This is a genomic window from Amycolatopsis sp. NPDC004772 (assembly GCF_053601215.1).
Map to the genome: position 1 here is coordinate 114,763 of NZ_JBSGBK010000010.1, position 20,496 is coordinate 135,258.

Here is a 20,496-nt window from a genome sequence, read left to right on the forward strand (position 1 = left end):
GGCTGTGGCGCGGTCGGCGAGTGCGGGGCGAGGCGCGGGCCCTGACTGTGCCGGGCGCACCGGTGCCGGCTGCGCCGGCGCCGGTGCTGGGTGGCTGTGGCCCGGCCGGTGGGCGCGGGGTCGCCGTGAGCGGCGGGCAGCCCCACGTCCATTGGGTCGCCGGCCGCCGTGGGAGCCCCGCGCCGCCGGGCTTGGTCGAAGCCGCGAGTCCCGCGATGCCGCGAGCCCGCAGGCCCGCAAGCCGCGAGCCCGCGAACCCGCAAGCCCGCAAACCCGCGGTGCCGCTCGCCGCCATCACCGCCGGCAGCCCGCCTCGACCAACCCCCGCCGCCTCCCCGGCAGGGTGAACGCCGTTCACCCTCCGCTCAATCCGCTACCCCGGTATTCCCGCGTCAACTCGGCCCACTGGGCGGGACCCGCCAAGGATCTGCGTCCCGCCCTCCGCCGCCCCTTCTTCTATCGATCATTTCGCCGATGCGGCTCTCTCTTCCGTGTTACCCGCCAATCGGGTGACGTCCCGTAAGCTGAACCACAACTCCCGAAACCGGCATACTTCCGGCGTCACCCGGCTTCGTCACCCGAGTGACGCGGTGTCTTCGCTGGTGAGCGCTCTGCTGTAAAGTCAAACCTCCCAATCGAGGTAACATTTTCCGGCAGAAGAGTGAACAAAAACTGTCGCTGTACTACTCGCTGTCCGGGGAAAGCTCCGCGATTTCTGGACATTTTCGCCAATGCTCCGTTCGGCGGTACGAGCTACGCGTTCACTGGGTAGCGTGATGCCAATCCGGCTGGTCTTGGGGGTACTCGACTGCCGGGTGACCGACCTGCTGCACCAAGAACGCTGGTTGTCGCGCGCGTTCGGCGGTCGCCGGTGCCTAATCGGCACGGCGGGGGTGCCGTCGAAATCGGAACTGTTTCCGGGGGTTGCCGCGCGGCTGTCACGCTGGAAAGGATCAATGTGTCTCGCGCTCGTTCCTGCGGGTTCGCCCGGTGTGTGGCACGCCGGGCCGATTTGTTGAACGAGTGGCAAATACCCGGTTGCCCGGACGGAAGTCTTTTGCCGATTTCCCTGGTCGCGGGCCCCTTCTGCCTGTCTTCCGCCAGCGCCTGGACGGCCCTGCGCTGACCTCATCCGTGCTCGAAAGGTTTCCGCAATGCCGCGATACGACGTCTCGGTTCCTGCTGCCGACGACGACAGATCGGTGCCCGCGCGTACCCTCGCCGGGCTGTTCCAGGCGCAAGTCGCCCGCACCCCCGATGCACCGGCCCTGACCGGCGCCGATGGCACCTTGACCTACGCGACCGTCGACGCGCGGGCGAACCGGCTGGCGCGCGTGCTGGTGCGACGTGGCGCCGGCCCCGAAAAGGTCGTTGCGCTGCTGCTGCCCCGGTCGGCCGACCTGGTCGTCGCCGAGCTGGCGGTCGCCAAGGCGGGGGCCGCCTTCCTGCCCGTCGACCCCGACCAGCCCGCCGAGCGCATCGCCTTCGTGCTCTCCGACGCGCAGCCCGTGCTCGTCGTGGGCCGCGGGCACGCGGCAGCCACCCTCGACCTCGACGAAACCGACAGCGAAACCGACAGCGAGACCGGCAGCGAGACCGACAGCGAAACAGCCGGCGAGACAAAGACCGAGCCGCCGCACCTCGACCACCCGGCCTACCTCATCTACACGTCCGGCTCGACCGGCGTCCCCAAGGGCGTCCTGGTCACCCACCGCGGCCTGGCCGGCTTCTGCGCCGCCATGCGGGAGCAGTACGACGTGCGGCCCGGTGACCGGGTGCTCGAGTTCTCCTCGCCGAGCTTCGACGCCTCCGTCCTCGAACTCGGCATGGCGCTGCCGCACGGGGCCGCGCTCGTCGTGCCGCCGCCCGGCCCGCTGCTGGGCGAGCGGCTCGCGGACGTCCTGGCCGAGCACCGGGTCACCCACGCGCTCATCCCGCCGGTCGCGCTGGCCACGCTGCCGGCCGGCCACCCGCTGCCGGACTTCCGCACGGTGATCGTCGGCGGTGACGCCTGCCCGCCCGAACTGGTCCGGACCTGGGCGCCCGGGCGCCGGATGATCAACTCCTACGGCCCCACCGAATTCACCGTCGTCGCCACCTGGAGCGACCCGCTGGTCCCCGGCGGCACGCCCCCGATCGGCCACCCGCTGCCGGACGCCACCGCGTACGTCCTCGACGACGCGCTGCGCCCCGCCGACACCGGCGAGCTCTACGTCACCGGCCCCGGCCTGGCCCGCGGCTACCTCGACCGGCCGGGCCTGACCGCGAGCCGGTTCGTCGCCGACCCCTTCGGCGCACCCGGCGCGCGGATGTACCGGACCGGGGACGTCGTCCGCCACACGGAAACCGGTGAGCTGGAGTTCGTCGGGCGGGCCGACCACCAGGTCAAGATCCGCGGCTTCCGGATCGAACCGGGCGAAATCGAAGCACTGCTGCTCGGGCAGGAGAACGTCCGCGAGGCGGTCGTCGTCGCCCGCGAGGACCAGCCCGGCGTCAAACGCCTGGTCGCCTACGTCGCCGGGGACGCCGATCCCGCCGACCTGCGCGCCGCCGCGGCCGACCGGCTGCCGCCGTACATGGTCCCCGCCGCCTTCGTCCGCCTGGACGCGATGCCGCTGACCCACCACGGCAAGCTCGACCGTGACGCCCTGCCCGAACCCGACTGGTCCGCCCAGGTCCGCGCCACGCACACCGCGCCCCGGACCCCGGCCGAGCACGCGCTCGCCGAAATCTGGGCCGACGTCCTGGGCGTCCCGGACGTCGGCGTCGACGCGGACTTCTTCGAACTCGGCGGCGACTCCATCCTCGGCGCCCGCGCGCTCGCCCGGATCCGCGCGCGCTTCGGCGCCGACCTGTCGCCGCGGGTGGTGTTCGACGCCCGAACCATCGCGAAGCTCGCCGAGCTGCTGCCCGACGACGGTGCCCCGGCCGGCCGGATCGAGCCCGCGCCCCACGACGCCGTGGTCCCGCTCTCGCCGGTCCAGCGCCGCCTCTGGGTGCTCGACCAGCAGAACCCCGGCAGCACCGAATACAACGCCGGCGTCGGCCTCACCCTCACCGGCCCGCTGGACCGCGACGCCCTGCGCGCCGCCCTCGACGGGCTGGCCGCGCGGCACGAGTCGCTGCGGACGACGTTCCGGACCGTCGACGGCGAGGGCGTCCAGGTCGTCGCCGACGAGGGCACCATCCCCTTGCGGGAAACCGCTGCCGAAGCGGACCTCGACGCGCAGCTCGCGGCCGAACTGGACCGCGCCTTCGACCTGACGACCGGGCCGCTCACCCGGGCCACGCTGATCCGCCGGGGCCCGGACGACCACCTGCTCCTGCTGTGCCAGCACCACATCATCACCGACGGCTGGTCGGTCGGCCTGCTCGTGGACGAGTTCGCCGCGCTCTACGCGGGGGAGAAGCCCGCCCCGCTCGACCTCGGCTACCGCGACTACGCCCGCTGGCACCACGACCGGCTGGCCGGCCTGCGGGACCGGCAGCTCGCCTACTGGCGCACGCAGCTCGCCGGCCTCGAACCCCTCGACCTGCCCACCGACCGGCCGCGCCCGCCCGTCCGGGCCACCGAGGGCGCGATCCGCCGGTACGAGCTGCCGGCGGAGCTCGCCGAAAACCTCACGGCACTGGGCCACGACACCGGCGCGACGCTGTTCACCACGCTGACCGCGCTCGTCCAGGTGCTGCTGGCCCGCTACACCGGGCAGGACGACGTCGCCGTCGGTACCGCGGTCTCCGGCCGCGACCACGACCAGCTCGAACGGCTCGCCGGGTTCTTCGTCAACACCCTCGTCCTGCGGTCCGCGGTCGACGCGGCGGAACCGTTCGACCGTTTTCTCGGCCGGGTCAAGGAAACGACCCTGGCGGCCTTCGCCGCCGCGGAAGTGCCCTTCGACCAGGTCGTCGACGACCTGCGGCCGGCCCGTGACCCGAGCCGGACCCCGCTGGTGCAGGTCCTGCTGGTGTTGCAGCAGGACCTCGTCCGGCCCCGGGAGGCGGGCGCCCTCCGCCTGGGCGAGCACGATCTGCCCCGCCCCCGGGCCCGGTTCGACCTCGTGCTGGAATTCCAGCCGCAGGCCCGCAGTGTCGCGATCGAGTACGACACCGCGCTCTTCGACGCCGCCACCATCGACCGCTTCGCCGGGCACCTGCGGGTGCTGGCCGAAGCGGTGGTCGCCGAGCCGCACCGGCCGGTGGCCGAGCTGCCGATCCTGGACGACGCCGAGCTGGCCCACCTGGCCGGTCTCTCGCGCGGGCCGGTCCTGGACGCGCCGGAAGCCACGCTGCCGCAGCTGTTCGAGGCCCAGGCGGCCCGCACGCCGGACGCGGTCGCGGTCGTCTGCGAGGGCCACTCGCTCACCTACGCCGAGCTCGACGAGCAAGCCGACCGGCTGGCCCGGGTCCTGGCCGAACGCGGAGCCGGACCCGAACGGTTCGTCGCCGTCTCCCTGCCGCGCACGGAACGGATCCTGGTGGCGCTGCTCGGGGTGCTCAAGTCCGGCGCCGCCTACCTCCCGGTCGATCCCGCCTACCCGGCCGACCGCCAGGAACTGATCCTCGACGACGCCGCCCCGGCGCTGCTGCTCACCCCGGACGGCCGCGGCCCCGGGTCCGTCCCGGCTCTCGCGTTCGACGATCCCGCCCTGTTCGAGGGCGCTCCCGCCCAGCGAGACCGCGCCACGAACCCCGACCACCCCGCCTACGTGATCCACACGTCCGGCTCGACCGGCCGCCCCAAGGGCGTCGTCGTCGCCCACCGCAGCGCCGCGAACCTGATGGCCTGGGCGCGCACGGACTTCGCGGACGTCTTCCGGCCGGGGGCCACCGTGGTCGCGTCGACGTCGCTCAACTTCGACGTCTCGGTGTTCGAGATCTTCGCGCCGCTGATGACCGGCGCCACCGTCGAGATCGTCCGGGACGTGCTGGCCCTCGGCGAGGGTGAGCAGGACGGCCGGCCGGTCGGCCTGGTCAGCGGCGTGCCCTCGGCGTTCGCGCAGCTGCTGGCCCAGGGCGCGGTGACGGTGCGGCCGTCCACTGTGGTCCTGGCCGGCGAGGCGTTGACCCGGCACGCACTGCTCGACATCCGGAAAGCGTTGCCGGACAGCCGGATCGCGAACATCTACGGGCCCACCGAGTCCACTGTGTACGCCACCGCCTGGTACCACGACACCGACCGCACGCCGCCGATCGGCCGCCCGATCGGCGGCATCCGCGCGTACGTCCTGGACCGCGGCATGCGGCCGGTGCCCGTCGGTGTCCCCGGTGAACTGCACCTCGGCGGGGCCGGGGTGGCCCGCGGCTACCTCGGCCGGCCGGGGCTGACGGCGAGCCGGTTCGTGGCCGACCCCGCGGGCGCGCCCGGCGCCCGGATGTACCGGACCGGCGACGTCGTGCGCTGGACCGCCGGCGGCGAACTGGAGTACCTCGGCCGCGCCGACGACCAGGTCAAGATCCGCGGCTTCCGGATCGAGCCCGGCGAAGTCGAGGCCGCGCTGCGGAAGCACCCGGACGTCACCGAGGCGGTCGTCGTCGCCCGCACCGACGGCGGGCACCAGCGGCTGGTCGCCTACGTCGTGCCCCAAGCGCCCGCCGACCTGCGGGACTTCCTCGGCGCTTCGCTGCCCGCCCACCTGGTGCCCTCGGCGTTCGTGCCGCTCGACCGGCTGCCGCTCAACCCGAGCGGCAAGCTCGACCGGCGCGCGCTGCCCGCCCCGGACTGGACCGGCGGCACCACCCGCGTCGCGCCGCGCACCGGCACCGAACGGCTCCTCGCGACCATCTGGGCCGACGCCCTCGGCCTGCCCGAAGTCGGCGTCGAGGACAACTTCTTCGAGCTCGGCGGCGACTCGATCCTCAGCATCCGGCTCGTGTCCGAGGCGGCCAAGGCCGGACTGCGGATCACCACCAAGGACGTCTTCCGGCACCAGACGATCGCCGCCCTCGCCGCGGCGGCCGGGGTGGCCGAGCCCGCGGCCGAGCGGCCCGCGGCGACCGGCGAGGTGCCCGTCACCCCGATCCAGCACTGGTTCCTCGACACCGACCCGGCCGACCCGGCCCACTTCGTCCAGCAGCTCAGCGTCCGCCTCGCCGACGACGTCGACGAGGACCGCCTGCGCGCGGCGGTGAACACGGTTGTCGCCCACCACGACGCCCTGCGGCTGCGCTTCCGCAAAACCGCCGGAGGCTGGACGCAAACCCACGCCGAGCCCGGCGAGGCCGACGTCTTCGGCGCGGAAATCGACGTCGAACACGGCCCGCTGGTGCGCGCGGAACTGGCCGGCACGACCCTGCGCCTGGCCGTGCACCACCTGGCGGTGGACGGCGTCTCGTGGCGGATCCTCCTCGAGGACCTCGACCACGCCTACCACGGACGCGCGCCGAGCGCCCGCACGACGTCCTTCCAGGAGTGGGCGAACCGGCTCGCCGAGCACGACTTCGCCGCCGACCTCCCGTACTGGCAGGCGGTCGACGGCGCCCAGATCCCCCTGGACACCGACGGCACCGGCACCGTGGCGAGCACCCGCACGGTCACCACCCGGCTCGACGCCGAGCTGACCCGGGCCCTGCTGCAGGACGTCCCGGGTGTCTACCGCACCCAGGTGAACGACGCGCTGCTGGCCGCCCTCGGCGGGGCCCTGCGCCGCTGGACCGGCGCCGGCCGTGTGCTCGTCGACCTCGAAGGCCACGGCCGCGAAGACCTGTTCGACGACGTCGACCTGTCCCGCACGGTCGGCTGGTTCACGTCGATGTTCCCGGTCGCGCTCGACGTCCCCGACACCGGCGCCGGGGACGTGCTCAAGTCCGTCAAGGAGCAGCTGCGCGCGATCCCGGCCCGCGGCCTGTCCTACGGCGTCCTGCGCCACTTCGCCGGGACCGCTCCCGCGGTGAGGCCCCGGCTCAGCTTCAACTACCTCGGCCGCTTCGAGGCCGAGGGCGAGCTGTACCGGGGCCTCGAGCGGCAGCTGGAACTCGAGCAGCACCCGGATGACGTCCGCGCGCACGCCGTCGACGTCGTCGCCCGGGTCACCGACGGCCGCCTGGAGATCACCTGGTTCTACTCGGACCAGCTCCACGCCGAGGCCACGATCCGGACCGTCGCCGACGACCTCGTGCACGGCCTCGCCGGGATCGTCGCGCACTGCACCGGGCCGGACGCCGGCGGCCGCACGCCGTCGGACTTCCCCCTCGCCGCCCTCGACCAGGCCGCGGTGGACCGGCTCGCCGGCGACGGCCGCGACGTCGAGGACCTCTACCCGCTCACCCCGGCCCAGGCCGGCATGCTCTTCCACCGGCTCACCGGCGGCGGCCGGCACGCCTACCTCCAGCAGGTGACGTTCGTGATGAGCGACGTCCCCGACCCCGCGGCGCTGGGCCGCGCCTGGCAGCGGGTGGTGGACCGGACCCCGGTCCTGCGCAGCCGGGTGGTCTGGGACGGCCTCGACGAGCCCGTGCAGGTGGTCCACCGGCAGGTCACCCTGCCGATCGAATACCGCGACTGGACGACCGAACCGGCCGACCTCGACGCCGTGCTGGCTGCCGACCGGGACACCGGCCTCGACCTGGGTGAGCTCCCGCTGATGCGGCTGCTGCTCGCGCGGGTCTCGGCGACCGAGGTCCGCGTGGTCTGGACGTTCCACCACCTGCTGCTCGACGGCTGGAGCCTCTTCCAGGTGCTCTCCGACGTCGCGGCGGCGCACGCCGGGCGCCCGCTGCCGACCCGCCGCCCGTTCCGCGACCACGTCCGGTGGCTGTCCGAACAGGACACCCCGGCCGCGGAAACCTATTGGCGCGCCCGGCTTTCCGGCCGGCCCGAGCCGGCCCGGCTGCGCACCGACCGCGCTCCCGGCGGGCACCCGGTCGAATCGACGGCCTCGCTGCGGATCGAGCTGCCCGCCGGGCCGTTGCGTGCCGCCGCGCAGCGCCACGGCCTCACCCTCAACACGCTCGTCCAGGGCGCCTGGGCGGTGCTGCTGGCCCGGCACACCGGCCGGCCGGAGGTCTGTTTCGGCACCACGGTCGCCGGGCGGCCCGCGGAACTGCCCGGGGCCGGCGAAATCACCGGCATGTTCATCACCACCCTGCCGGTGGTCGCCGACGTCGACGAGCGGGCCACGGCGGTGGACTGGCTGCGCGGCCTCCAGGACGCCGAGGCCGAGGCCCGGCGGTTCGACCACCTGTCCCTGGCGCGCCTGCAGAGCTGGGGCGGGGAGTTCGACAGCCTGCTCGTCTTCGAGAACTACCCGGTCACCGCGGAACTCGGGCTGCGCGACCTGCGCGGCGTCGAGACGACCAACTACCCGCTCAGCATTGTCGCCTACCCCGGCGAAGAGCGCCTGGAGTTCCTCTTCGGCTACGACCCCGAGCTGTTCGACGCCGAGACGATCGCCGGGTTCGCCGGGCACCTGCGGACGGTGCTGTCCGAGCTTGCGACCCGGCCGCAGGAGCCCCTTTCCCGGCTGCGGATGCTCACCGACGCCGAGCAGCGCGCCGTCCTGGCCCGGGGGACCGGCGCCCCGGAGGAGGGCCCGGACACGACCGTGCCCGCGTTGTTCGCCGAGCAGGTCCGCCGCACGCCGGACGCGGTCGCCGTCACCGGCGAAGAAACCCTGACCTACGCGGAGCTCGACACGCGGGCGAACCGGCTGGCCCGCCGCCTGCTCGACCTGGGCGCGCAGCGGGACGGCCTGGTCGGCCTCCTGCTCGGCCGCTCGGCCGACGTGGTCGTCGCCGAACTGGCGGTGCTCAAGGCCGGTGGCGCCTACCTGCCGCTGGACGCCCGCGCGCCCCGCAGCCGGCTGACCGCGCTGCTCGACGACGTCGGTGTCCTGGTGACCGACGATTCCGGCCGGGCGCTCGCCACCGAGATCCACAGTGGACCGATCCTGTCGGCCGGCGAGCTCGGCGGCGAACCGGCCGAGGCGCCGGACCTCCCGATCCGGCCCGCGAACCTGGCCTACGTCATGTACACCTCGGGCTCGACGGGGACACCCAAGGGCGTGGCCGTCAGCCACCGGGACATCGTCGGCCTGGCCCGGGACCGGTCGTTCGCCGGCCCGGCGCACCGGTCCGTGCTCATGCACTCGCCGCCGGCCTTCGACGCCTCGACGTACGAGGTGTGGGTGCCGCTGCTGAACGGCGGCCGCGTGGTCGTCGCGCCGCCGGGCGACGTCGACGCCGACGTGCTGCGCCGGCAGATCGGCGCGCACGGCGTGACCGCGGTGTGGCTGACCGCCGGGCTGTTCCGCCTGCTCGCCCAGGAAGACCCGGCCTGTCTGGCCGGGGCGGGCGAGGTGTGGACCGGCGGGGACGTCGTGCCCGCCGAGGCGATCCGCCAGGTGCGGGCCGCCTGCCCGGGCCTGACCGTCGTCGACGGCTACGGCCCCACCGAGACCACGACGTTCGCCACCCGGTTCGTGGTGGGGCCGGACGAGCCGGTACCCGCCGTGGTGCCGATCGGGCGGCCGCTGGACGACATGGCCGCCTACGTCCTCGACCACGGGCTGCGGCCGGTGCCGCCGGGTGCCGTCGGCGAGCTGTACCTGGCCGGCACCGGTCTCGCCCGCGGCTACCTCGGGCAGCCGGCGCTGACCGCCGAACGGTTCCTGGCCGACCCCTTCGGCGCGCCCGGCACGCGGATGTACCGCACCGGCGACCTGGTCCGCTGGGCTCCCGGCGACGTGCTGGAGTTCGCCGGCCGGGCCGACGACCAGGTGAAGATCCGCGGCTTCCGCGTCGAGCTCGGCGAGATCGAGACGGCGCTGACCGCGCACCCGGACGTGACCGAAGCCGTCGTCGTCGCGGCCGTGCACGGCGGGGCCAAGCGGCTGGTCGCCTACGTCGTCGCGACCGGGACGCCGGACCTGCGCGAGTTCCTGCTGCGGACGCTGCCGGACTACCTCGTCCCGGCCGTGTTCGTGCCCCTGGAAACCCTGCCGCTCAACGACAACGGGAAGGTCGACCGCCGGGCGCTGCCCGCGCCCGGCTTCGTGTCCGGGCTCGGGTACCGCGAGCCCGCGACGGACGCCGAGCGGCTGCTCGCCGGCATCTGGGCCGAGGTCCTGCGGGTCGGCCGCGTCGGCGCCGACGACAACTTCTTCGAGCTCGGCGGCGACTCGATCCTCAGCATCCAGGTGGTGTCCCGGGCCCGCCGGGCCGGCCTCGGCCTGATGCCCGGCCAGGTCTTCGACCACCCGACCGTCGCCGCGCTCGCCCTCGCCGCCACCCCGGCCGCGCCCGTCGCGGCCGACGCCGGGCCGGTGACCGGCGACCTGCCGCTGACGCCGGTGCAGCACTGGTACCTCGCCCCGCGGCCGGTGCACCCGGAGCAGTTCGTCCAGTCGGTCTCGGTGGAGGTGCCCGACACCGTGGACCCCACAGCGCTGCCGCGCGCGCTGCGCGAACTCCAGCTGCACCACGACGTCCTGCGCCTGCGGTTCACCCCCGACGGCCCGCGCCACGCACCCGGCGCCCAGGACGTCCTCGGCGCCACCATCGACCTGGAGAACGGGCCGCTGCTGCGCGCCGAGCTGTCCGGCACGACCCTGACGCTGGCCGCGCACCACCTGGTCGTCGACGGCGTGTCGTGGCGGATCCTCCTGGAGGACCTGGAAACCCTCCTGGCCGGCGGCGAGCTCCCGCCCAAGACGACGTCGTTCCGCGACTGGGCCCGCACCCTGGCCCGTCACACCGCCGACGGCTTCTTCGACGACGAACTCGACCACTGGGCGGCCATCGACGCCGACCCGGCCCTCCCGGTCGACGCGGCCGGTGAGAACACCTACGGCTCGGCCCGTTCGGTGGTCGTGCGGCTGCCCGCGGAACCGACCCGGGCCGTGCTGCACGACGTGCCGGGGGCGTACCGGACGCAGGTCAACGACGTCCTGCTGACCGCGCTCGGCCGCGTCCTGCGCGACTGGACCGGCCGCGACCGCGTGCTCGTCGACCTCGAAGGCCACGGGCGGGAAGACCTGTTCTCCGGCCTCGACCTCTCGCGGACGGTCGGCTGGTTCACCTCGATCTTCCCGGTCGAGCTGACGTCGTCCGGCGAGGACTGGGGCGAAGCCCTGAAGGCGACCAAGGAACAGCTGCGCGCGATTCCCCGCCGCGGCCTCGGCTACGGCGCCCTGCGCTACCTCACCGGCACCGCCCCGCGCCTCGAACCCCGGATCAGCTTCAACTACCTGGGCCGCTTCGACCACGGCGGCGGTCTGGGCGGCGCGGCGCACCCCGGCCAGACGCGGGCGCACCAGCTCGACGTCGTCGGCGCGGTCGTGGGCGACGAGCTGGAACTGACCTGGCACTACTCCGCGGGTGTGCACACCGAGGCGACCGTGCGCCGGCTGGCCGACGCCCTGCTCGCCGCGCTCACCGGGATCGTCGGGCACTGCGCCCGGCCGGACGCCGGCGGCCGCACGCCGTCGGACTTCCCCCTCCCCCGGCTCGACCAGGCCGCGGTGGACCGCCTCGCCGGCACCGGCCGGACGGTCGAGGACATCTACCCGCTCACCCCGATGCAGTCGGGCATGGTCTTCCACAGCCTCGTCGACGGCGCGGCCGGGACCTACCTCAACCAGGTGCGCCTGCGGCTGACCGGCATCGGCGACCCCGAGCGCCTCGCCCGGGCGTGGCAGCAGGTGGTCGCGGACACGCCGGTGCTGCGCACCCGCGTCGTCTGGGAGGGCCTCGACGAACCCGTGCAGGTCGTCGACCGGAACGTCACCGTCCCGGTCGTCCACCTCGACTGGAGGACGCTGGACGACGACGAGCGCGCCCGCGAGCAGGACCGGTTCCTCGACGCGGACCGGGCCGAGGGCTTCGACCTGACGGCCGCGCCGCTGCTGCGGCTGGCGTTCGCGCGGCTGCCCGGCGGCGACGTGCTGCTGGTGTGGACGTTCCACCACGTGCTGCTGGACGGCTGGAGCGCCGCGCAGGTGTTCGGCGAGGTGTGCGCCCGGTACGCGGGGGCCGCCGTGCCGGGGCACCGGCCGCCGTTCCGCGAGTACCTGCGCTGGCTCGGTGAGCAGGACACCACGGCCGCCGAAATCCACTGGCGCGAGCAGCTCGCCGGGTTCCGGACGCCGACGCCGTTGCCCTGCGACCGCCGTCCGGTGGAAGCCCACCGCGCGCGGTCCGCGGCGTCGGTCCGGGTGTCGGCGCCCGCCGGCGGGCTGCGCGAGCTGGCGCGCCGCGCCGGCCTGACGCTCAACACGATCGTCCAGGGCGCGTGGGGGCTCGTGCTTTCCCGCTACAGCGGCGAATCCGGCGTCGTCTTCGGCACCACGGTGTCGGGGCGGCCGGCCGACCTGCCGGGCGTCGAAGCGATGGCCGGGCTGTTCATCAACACCCTGCCCGCGCCGGTGACCGTCCACGATGGACTGACGGTGGCCGAGTGGCTGCGGGACCTGCAGACGGCCCAGGCCCGGTCACGCCGGTTCGACTTCGTGTCCCTGGCCCAGCTGCAGACCTGGGCGGGCGGCAGCACGCTGTTCGACAGCATCCTGGTGTTCGAGAACTACCCGTTCGACACCGAAGCCGTGGCCGCGCACGGGATCGGCCTGCACGAGGACGGCGAACTGCAGCCGACCAACTACCCGCTCAGCGTCGTCGTCACGCCGGGGGAGGACCTGGCCGTGTCGTTCGACCACGACCCGGACCTGTTCGACCGGGCCACCGTCGACCGGCTCGCCGGGCAGCTGCTGCTGGCCCTGGACCGCATCGCCGCGCACCCGGGAACGCGGGTCGGCGAGCTCGACCTGCTCACCGAGGACGACCGCGAGCGCGTGCTGCGGACGTTCAACGACACGGCGCACCCGGTGCCCGAGGCCACCGTCGTGAGCCGGTTCGCCGACCAGGTCCGCCGGACCCCGGACGCGCCGGCGGTCGACGACCTCACCTACGCGGAGCTCGCCGCCCGCGCCGACCGGCTCGCGGCCCGGCTGATCGCCCTCGGCGTGCGGGCCGAGGACCGGGTCGGGCTGCTGCTGGAGCGGTCGGCCGACCTCGTCGTCGCCGAACTCGCGGTGCTCACGGCCGGGGCCGCCTACGTCCCGGTCGACCTCCGTGCCCCGGCGAGCCGGATGTGCCTGGTCCTCGACGAGGCCGGCGTCTCCGTCGTCATCGCCGGGGAGTCCTATCAGGACGTCCACAGTGGACTTACGGTCCGGGTGGACGAGCCCGGTCCGGAAGGTGCGCCGGAAGTCCGGGTGCGGCCGGGAAACCTGGCGTACGTGATGTACACGTCCGGGTCGACGGGCAAGCCGAAGGGCGTGGCGGTGACCCACCGCGACATCGTCGCCCTGGCCTCCGACGGCTCGTTCGCGGGCGAGGCCCACCGGACCGTGCTGCTGCACTCGCCGCAGGCGTTCGACGCCTCGACGTACGAGGTGTGGGTGCCGCTGCTCAACGGCGGCCGGGTGGTCGTCGCCCCGCCCGGCGACGTCGACGCCGAAGTGCTGCGTGCGGTCGTCACGCGGCACGGCGTCCGTGCGCTGTGGCTGACCGCCGGGCTGTTCCGGCTGCTGGCGCAGGAGGATCCCGGGTGCCTGCGGGGTGTCGGCGAGGTGTGGACCGGCGGGGACGTCGTCCCCGCCGCCGCGGTCCGCCAGGTGCGGGACGCCTGCCCGGGGCTGACCGTCGTCGACGGCTACGGCCCCACCGAGACCACCACCTTCGCCAGCCGGTTCTTCCTGGCCCCCGAAGACGCGGTCCCGGACGCGATGCCGATCGGCCGGCCGCTGGACAACATGGCCGCCTACGTCCTGGACGAGGGCCTGCGGCCGGTCCCGCCGGGCGTGACGGGCGAGCTGTTCATCGCCGGCGCCGGCGTGTCCCGCGGGTACCTCGGCCGGCCCGGCCTCACCGCGGACCGGTTCGTGGCCAACCCGTTCGGGTCGCCCGGCGAGCGGATGTACCGCACCGGGGACGTCGTGCGCTGGACCGGCGACGGGGTGCTGGAGTTCGTCGGCCGCGCCGACGACCAGGTGAAGATCCGCGGCTTCCGGATCGAACTGGGCGAGATCGAGACGGCCCTGGCCGCGCACCCGGACGTCACCGAGACGGTGGTCGTCGCGCGGGACCGGCGGCTCGTCGCCTACGTCGTCACGGCCGGGAAGCCGGACCTGCGGGCCTGGCTGCAGCGGGACCTGCCCGACTACATGGTGCCGTCGGCCTTCGTGACGCTCGACGCGCTTCCGTTGAGCGCCAACGGAAAGGTCGATCGCCCGGCGCTCCCGGAGCCCGCCGCGGAACCGGTGGCCGGGTACGTGCCGCCGCGCACCGAGACCGAGCGCGTGCTCGCCGAAGTCTGGGCCGGCGTGCTCGGCGTGCCCGGTGTCGGCGTCGAGGACAACTTCTTCGAGCTCGGCGGCGACTCGATCCTGAGCATCCAGGTCGTCTCGCGGGCCCGGCGGCACGGTCTCGCGCTCACCCCGCGGGACCTGTTCGCGCACCAGACCGTCGCCGCACTGGCCGTGGCGGCGGGGTCGGCCGCGGTGACCGTGGCCGAGCAGGGGCCGGTCACCGGCGCCGCCGCGCTGACCCCGATCCAGCTCTGGTTCTTCGCCGGCCACTTCGGGGACCCGAACGGGTTCACGCAGTCGGTGCGGATCGAGCGGCCCGAGCCGTTCGACGTCGAGACGCTGCGCGCGGCGCTGACCACGCTGACCGGGCACCACGACGCCCTGCGGATGCGGTTCACCGTCGCCGGCCAGCAAAATGCCCCGGCCGGACCGGCCGAACTCCTCGGCGCGGAGATCGACGTGACCCGCGGGCCGCTGCTCACCGCCGAACTCCTGGAGCCGGCCGTCCTGCTGCTGACGGTCAACCACCTCGTCGTCGACGGCGTCTCGTGGCGGATCCTCCTGGAGGACCTCGACACCGCCTACCGCGGGGGGCCGCTGCCACCGAAGACGACGTCGTTCCGCGACTGGGCCAACCGGCTCGCCGGCCACGCCGAAGCCGGTGGCTTCGACGACGAACTGCCCTACTGGCGCACCGCGCTCGCCGTCGACGGGTCGCTGCCGATCGACGCCGACGCCGCCGAAGCGGGCACCGGCACGGTCACCACGCGCCTGGACGCCGAGCTGACCCGCGCGCTCCTGCAGGACGTCCCCGGCGTCTACCGGACGCAGGTCAACGACGTGCTGCTGGCCGCGCTCGGCCGGGTGCTGGCCCGGTGGACCGGCCGCGGCGGCGTGCTGATCGACCTGGAGGGCCACGGCCGCGAGGACCTGTTCGACGACGTCGACCTGTCCCGCACGGTCGGCTGGTTCACCTCGCTGTACCCGGTCGCGCTGCGGATCGACGACGACTGGGCCGCGCTGCTCAAGTCGGTCAAGGAACAGCTGCGGGCCGTGCCCCGCCGCGGCGTCGGCTTCGGCGCCCTGCGGTACCTGACCGGGACCGCGCCCGCACTGCAGCCCGAAATCAGCTTCAACTACTTGGGCCGGCTCGACGGCGCGGCCGGCAGCCTCGACTCGGCGGTCGGCGAAGGCGCGGGCCGGGCGCACCTGCTCGACGTCGTCGGCCGGGTGGACCGGGACACCCTCGAACTGACCTGGTCCTACTACCGCGACACGCACACCGCCGCCACGGTGGAACGGCTGGCCGCCGAACTGGTGGCCGCGCTGGGCGAAGCCGTCGCGCACTGCGCCGAGCCCGGCGCCGGCGGCCGCACCCCGAGCGACTTCCCGCTGTCCACACTGGACCAGCGGCAGGTGGACCGGATCGCCGGCGACGGCCGCGGCGTGGCCGACATCCACCCGCTGACGCCGATGCAGGCGGGCATGGTCTTCCACGGGCTGTCCCAGGAAGCCCAGGGCGTCTACTTCGAACAGGTCACCGCCGTCCTCGACGGCGTGGCCGAGCCGCGGTTCCTGGCCGAAGCCTGGCAGCACGTGGTCGACCGGACACCGGTGCTGCGCGGCAGCGTCGTCTGGGAGGACGTCCCCGAGCCGCTCCTGGTCGTCCACCGCGCCGCGCGAGTGCCGGTCACCGAGCTCGACTGGCGGGACCGCGACCGCGAGGAAGCCCTGCGCGAGCTGCTCGCCGACGACCGTGAGACGCCGTTCGACCTGGCGACGGCGCCGCTGCTGCGGGTCACCCTGGCCCGGCTGCCGGACGACGCCGTCCAGCTCGTCTGGACCTTCCACCACGTCCTGCTCGACGGCTGGAGCGTCTTCCAGGTGCTCTCCGACGTCTGCACGGCCTACGCGGCCCTGCGCGACGGCACCGTGCCCGCTCTGCCGCACCGCCGCCCGTTCGGCGACTACGTGACCTGGCTGCGCGGCCAGACCGCCGACGGTGCCGAGGAGTACTGGCGCCGCGAACTCGCCGGCGTCACCGAGCCGACCCCGCTGCCCTACGACCGGATTCCCGCGGCCACGCACGAATCGAGCTCGGCGACGTGGGTCGGCCGCGACCTCGGCGAGGCGGCGACCGCCCGGCTGGCGGCGTTCGCCCGGCGCGAGCGGCTCACCGTCAACGCCGTCGTGCAGGGCGCCTGGGCGCTCCTGCTGGCCCGGCACAGCGGCGAGGACGACGTCTGCTTCGGCGCCACCGTGTCCGGCCGCCCGGCCGGGCTCGCCGGAGTCGACGACATCACCGGCATCTTCATCAACACCCTGCCGGTGCGGGTCACCGCCGACCCGGCGGCCCCGGTCGCCGGCTGGCTGCGCGGCCTGCAGACCGCCCAGGCCGAATCACGCCGGTTCGAGCACGTCCCGCTGACCGCGGTGCAGGCGTGGAGCGGCGTCGAGGGCGGCCGGAACCTGTTCGACAGCCTGGTCGTGTTCGAGAACTACCCCGTCACGGCCGACGATGTCGCCGGGCACGGGGTGCGGCTGCGCGAGCTGCAGGCCATGGAGACGACCAACTACCCGCTCACCGTCGTGGCCGCCCCCGGCCCGCGCCTGTCGCTCGGCCTGGGCTACGACACAGCGCTGTTCGACGCGGCGACGGTCGAACGGCTGGCCCGGCAGCTCGAACACCTCCTGGACGCGATCGCCGAAGACCCGGCCCGGCCGCTGCGGGACTTCGACGTCGCCGAACGCGACCAGGTCCTGGTGGCGTTCAACGACACCCACCACGAGGTCCCGGCGGTCACCCTGACCGAGCTGATCGAGGCCCAGGCGGCGCGCACGCCGGACGCGGTCGCGGTGGTCTCGCGCGAGGAGCGGCTCACCTTCGCCGAACTCGACGTGCGCGCCGACCGGCTGGCCCGGTTGCTGGCCGCGCGCGGGGCCGGTCCCGAACGGATCGTCGCGCTCGCCTTGCCGCGCTCGGTGGAGATCGTCGTCGCCCAGCTGGCCGTGCTGAAGACCGGCGCCGCCTACCTGCCGGTCGACCCGGACTACCCGGCCGAGCGGATCGCGTTCATGCTCGCCGACGCGAAGCCGGTCGTCGTGGTGACCAAGCCGGGGACGGCGCTGCCGGTCGGCGACGCGCTCGTCCTCGACGGCTCGGAAGCCCACGGCCCGGCCACCCCGCTGGGCCGGTCCGTGCCGCTGACCGCCCCGGCGTACGTCATCTACACCTCGGGCTCGACCGGCACGCCCAAGGGCGTCGTCGTCACCCACGCCGGCCTGGCGAGCTTCGCGAGCGCCGAGATCGCCCACTTCGACGTCCGGCCCGGCGACCGCGTGCTCCAGTTCTCCTCGCCGAGTTTCGACGCGTCGGTGCTGGAGCTGTGCATGGCGCTGCCCGCGGGGGCCGCGCTGGTCGTGCCGCCGCCCGGGCCGCTGCTCGGCGAGCACCTGGCCGCGGTGCTGCGCGAGGAAGGCGTCACCCACGCGCTGGTCCCGCCGGTGGCCATGGCGAGCGTGCCGGACGTCGCGCTGCCGGCGTTCCGGACGCTGGTGGTCGGCGGCGAAGCGTGCCCGGCCGACCTGGTGGCCCGCTGGGCGCCGGGCCGCCGGATGATCAACGCCTACGGGCCCACCGAAACCACGGTGGTGGCGACCTGGAGCGACCCGCTCGAACCCGGCGCCACCCCGCCGATCGGCCGGCCGATCCGCAACACCCGCGTCCGCGTCCTCGACGCCGCGCTCCGGCCGGTGCCGATCGGGGCCGCGGGGGAGCTGTACGTCACCGGGGCCGGGCTCGCCCGCGGGTACCTCGACCGGCCGGGGCTCACCGCCTCGCGGTTCCTCGCCGACCCCTTCGGGGCGCCGGGGGAGCGGATGTACCGCACCGGCGACCTGGTGCGGTGGCGCGCCGACGGTACCCTCGAGTTCCTCGGCCGCGCCGACGACCAGGTCAAGATCCGCGGTTTCCGGATCGAGCCCGGCGAGATCGTGGCGGTGCTGCGCAAGCACCCGCAGGTGCGCGACGCCGCCGTCGTCGCGGACGGGCAGCGGCTGATCGCCTACGTGGTCGGCGAGGCGGGGGCCGGGCTGCGGGAGCACGTCGCCGCCGCGCTGCCGGCCCACTTCGTGCCCGCCGCGTTCGTCCGGCTCGACGCCCTTCCCCTGACGGCCAACGGAAAGCTGGACCGGCGCGCGTTGCCGGCGCCGGCCGCGCCGGCGGAGGCCGGCGAGTACGCGGCTCCGGAGACCGAGACCGAAGAGGTCCTCGCGGCCATCTGGGCCGAGGCCCTGGACCTCGACCGGGTCGGCGTCGAGGACAACTTCTTCGCCCTCGGCGGGGATTCGCTGCGCAGCCTGCGGATCACGTCGATGACGAAGTCCGCCTTCGACGTCGAGATCACGCCCAAGGACGTGCTCACCGCGGGCACCGTGCTGGCGCTGGCGGAGCTCGTCGAAGAACGGGTCCTGCAGGACCTCGAACGGCTCGCCGCCGGCCAAGACCACTGAAAACACCGCTGAGAGGAAGGGAAAATCCCATGCAGGACGACGCCCAATTCCAGGTACTCGTGAACGACGAGGGCCAGTACTCGCTGTGGCCGGTCGCGAACGAGGTACCCGCGGGCTGGCGTGCCGACGGCTTCCGCGGCGGCCGCCAGGAGTGCATGGACCACGTCGACGAGGTGTGGACCGACATGCGGCCGCTGAGCCTGCAGCGGCAGATGGCCGCCGACGCCGAGCCTGCCGCGGCCCGTCGTGAGTGAAAAAGCGGGTTAGAACCCGCCTTTCCACTCACGACCGGCTCCTTCGACCCGACGCGGAAGGCCCCCACCCCATGCCCACACCCACGACACTCACCCAGGCCACCCTGCGGGTGCCGGTACCCGCGGCCGACGGCCGGCTGCAGCGGCTGCTCGCCGGGCTGGCCCACAAGCACGGCGTGCCGGCCGCCCAGCTGGTCGTCACCGACGGCGGCCGGACGGACGCCGTCACGGCCGGTGGGATCACCGCCGAGGCGAAGGTCCCGGCCGGCTCGATCACCAAGGCGTTCACCGCGGCCGTGGCGATGCTGCTCGTCGCCGACGGCGACCTCGACCCGGACGACCCGCTCGGCGAGCACCTGGACGGCCTCGGCCCGCAGGTCGGCAGACCGACGGTCGGGCAGGTGCTCAGCCACACCGGCGGGCTGCCGGCCGCGCTCGGCGCCGCGGCCGACGGCGGCTCGGCCCGCCGCTACCTGCGCGCCTGCCGCGAGGCGGGGCTCGTCCAGCCGCCCGGCCTGGGGTTCTCCTACTCCAACGTCGGCTACGTGCTGACCGGGTACGTGATCGAGGCCATCACCGGGATGAGCTGGTGGGAGGCGGTGGAGACACTGCTGCTCGACGAGCTCGGCATCGACGCCGCGTTCGTCGTGGAGCCGGGCGCTCGCCGCCGGACCGGCGCGCACGTCAGCGGGCACGCCGTCCACGCGGCGACCGGCCGCGCCCGGCCGGTGGCGCAGACCCTGACGCCCGCGGAGGCCGCGGCCGGGGCGCTCGCGCTGAGCGCGTCGGACCTGGCGGCGTTCGGCGGCCTGTTCTGCGGCGGCGACGGCCCGCTGCCGGCGGACCTGGCCGAGCTCATGCGCCGGCCGGTCCCGGGGGCGGAGCCGTTCGGCCTGGCCGACACCTGGGGGCTCGGCCTGGCGGGTTACCGCGGCGCCGACGCGGACTGGACCGGCCACGACGGCACGGCCGACGGCACCTCGTGCCACCTGCGGATCGACGCCGCACACGGCCGGATCGTCGCGTTGACCACCAACGGGAACACGGGTGCGGCCCTGTGGACGGACCTGGTCGCGGCCCTGCGCGCCGACGGCCTGCCGGTGGGCGACTACGAGCTGCCCCGCGACCTCGACCGGGCCGCCCGCCCGGCGGCGGACCTGTCGGGGCACTACACCAACGGCGACCTGGAGTACCAGGTGGACGTCCGCGCGGACGGCGACGCGGTGCTGGTGGTCGACGGCGAGGTGTACCCGGAACTGGCGCTGCTGCGCGACGGGTCGTTCTCGGTCCGCGAGCCGGCCACCGGCCGCCGCATCATCGGCGGCCGGTTCCTGACCGACCCGGCCACCGGGACGGTCAGCGCCATGCAGGCCGGCGGCCGCGTCGCCCGGCGGCGCCGCCGCGCCTCCTGAACTCCCACCACCCGAACT

General features: G+C 74.4%; 3 protein-coding genes. All 3 read left to right on the forward strand.

Features of this window, described 5'->3' with window-relative positions; translation table 11 throughout:
• Positions 1-1,154: 1,154 nt before the first annotated feature.
• The 3 genes from ACWEF6_RS09410 to ACWEF6_RS09420 all read left to right on the forward strand — a co-directional run bounded on the left by ACWEF6_RS09410 (position 1,155) and on the right by ACWEF6_RS09420 (position 20,478).
• Positions 1,155-18,812, forward strand: coding sequence for a non-ribosomal peptide synthase/polyketide synthase (locus ACWEF6_RS09410; protein WP_449682456.1), 17,658 nt, complete (start codon positions 1,155-1,157; stop codon positions 18,810-18,812).
• Between the two features lie 29 nt (positions 18,813-18,841).
• The gene (locus ACWEF6_RS09415) at positions 18,842-19,066 is read left to right on the forward strand and encodes an MbtH family protein (protein WP_449682457.1); all 225 of its coding nucleotides are present in this window, start codon (positions 18,842-18,844) and stop codon (positions 19,064-19,066) included.
• A 71-nt stretch (positions 19,067-19,137) separates the two neighbouring features.
• On the forward strand, positions 19,138-20,478 hold the full coding sequence (locus ACWEF6_RS09420) for a serine hydrolase domain-containing protein (protein WP_449682458.1): 1,341 nt from the start codon (positions 19,138-19,140) through the stop codon (positions 20,476-20,478).
• Positions 20,479-20,496 lie beyond the last annotated feature (18 nt).

Bases quoted from the DNA above. Each gene is read 5' to 3' on its own strand.
- ACWEF6_RS09410 (WP_449682456.1), top strand. From the start codon at position 1,155: ATGCCGCGATACGACGTCTCGGTTCCTGCTGCCGACGACGACAGATCG.
- ACWEF6_RS09415 (WP_449682457.1), top strand. From the start codon at position 18,842: ATGCAGGACGACGCCCAATTCCAGGTACTCGTGAACGACGAGGGCCAG.
- ACWEF6_RS09420 (WP_449682458.1), top strand. From the start codon at position 19,138: ATGCCCACACCCACGACACTCACCCAGGCCACCCTGCGGGTGCCGGTA.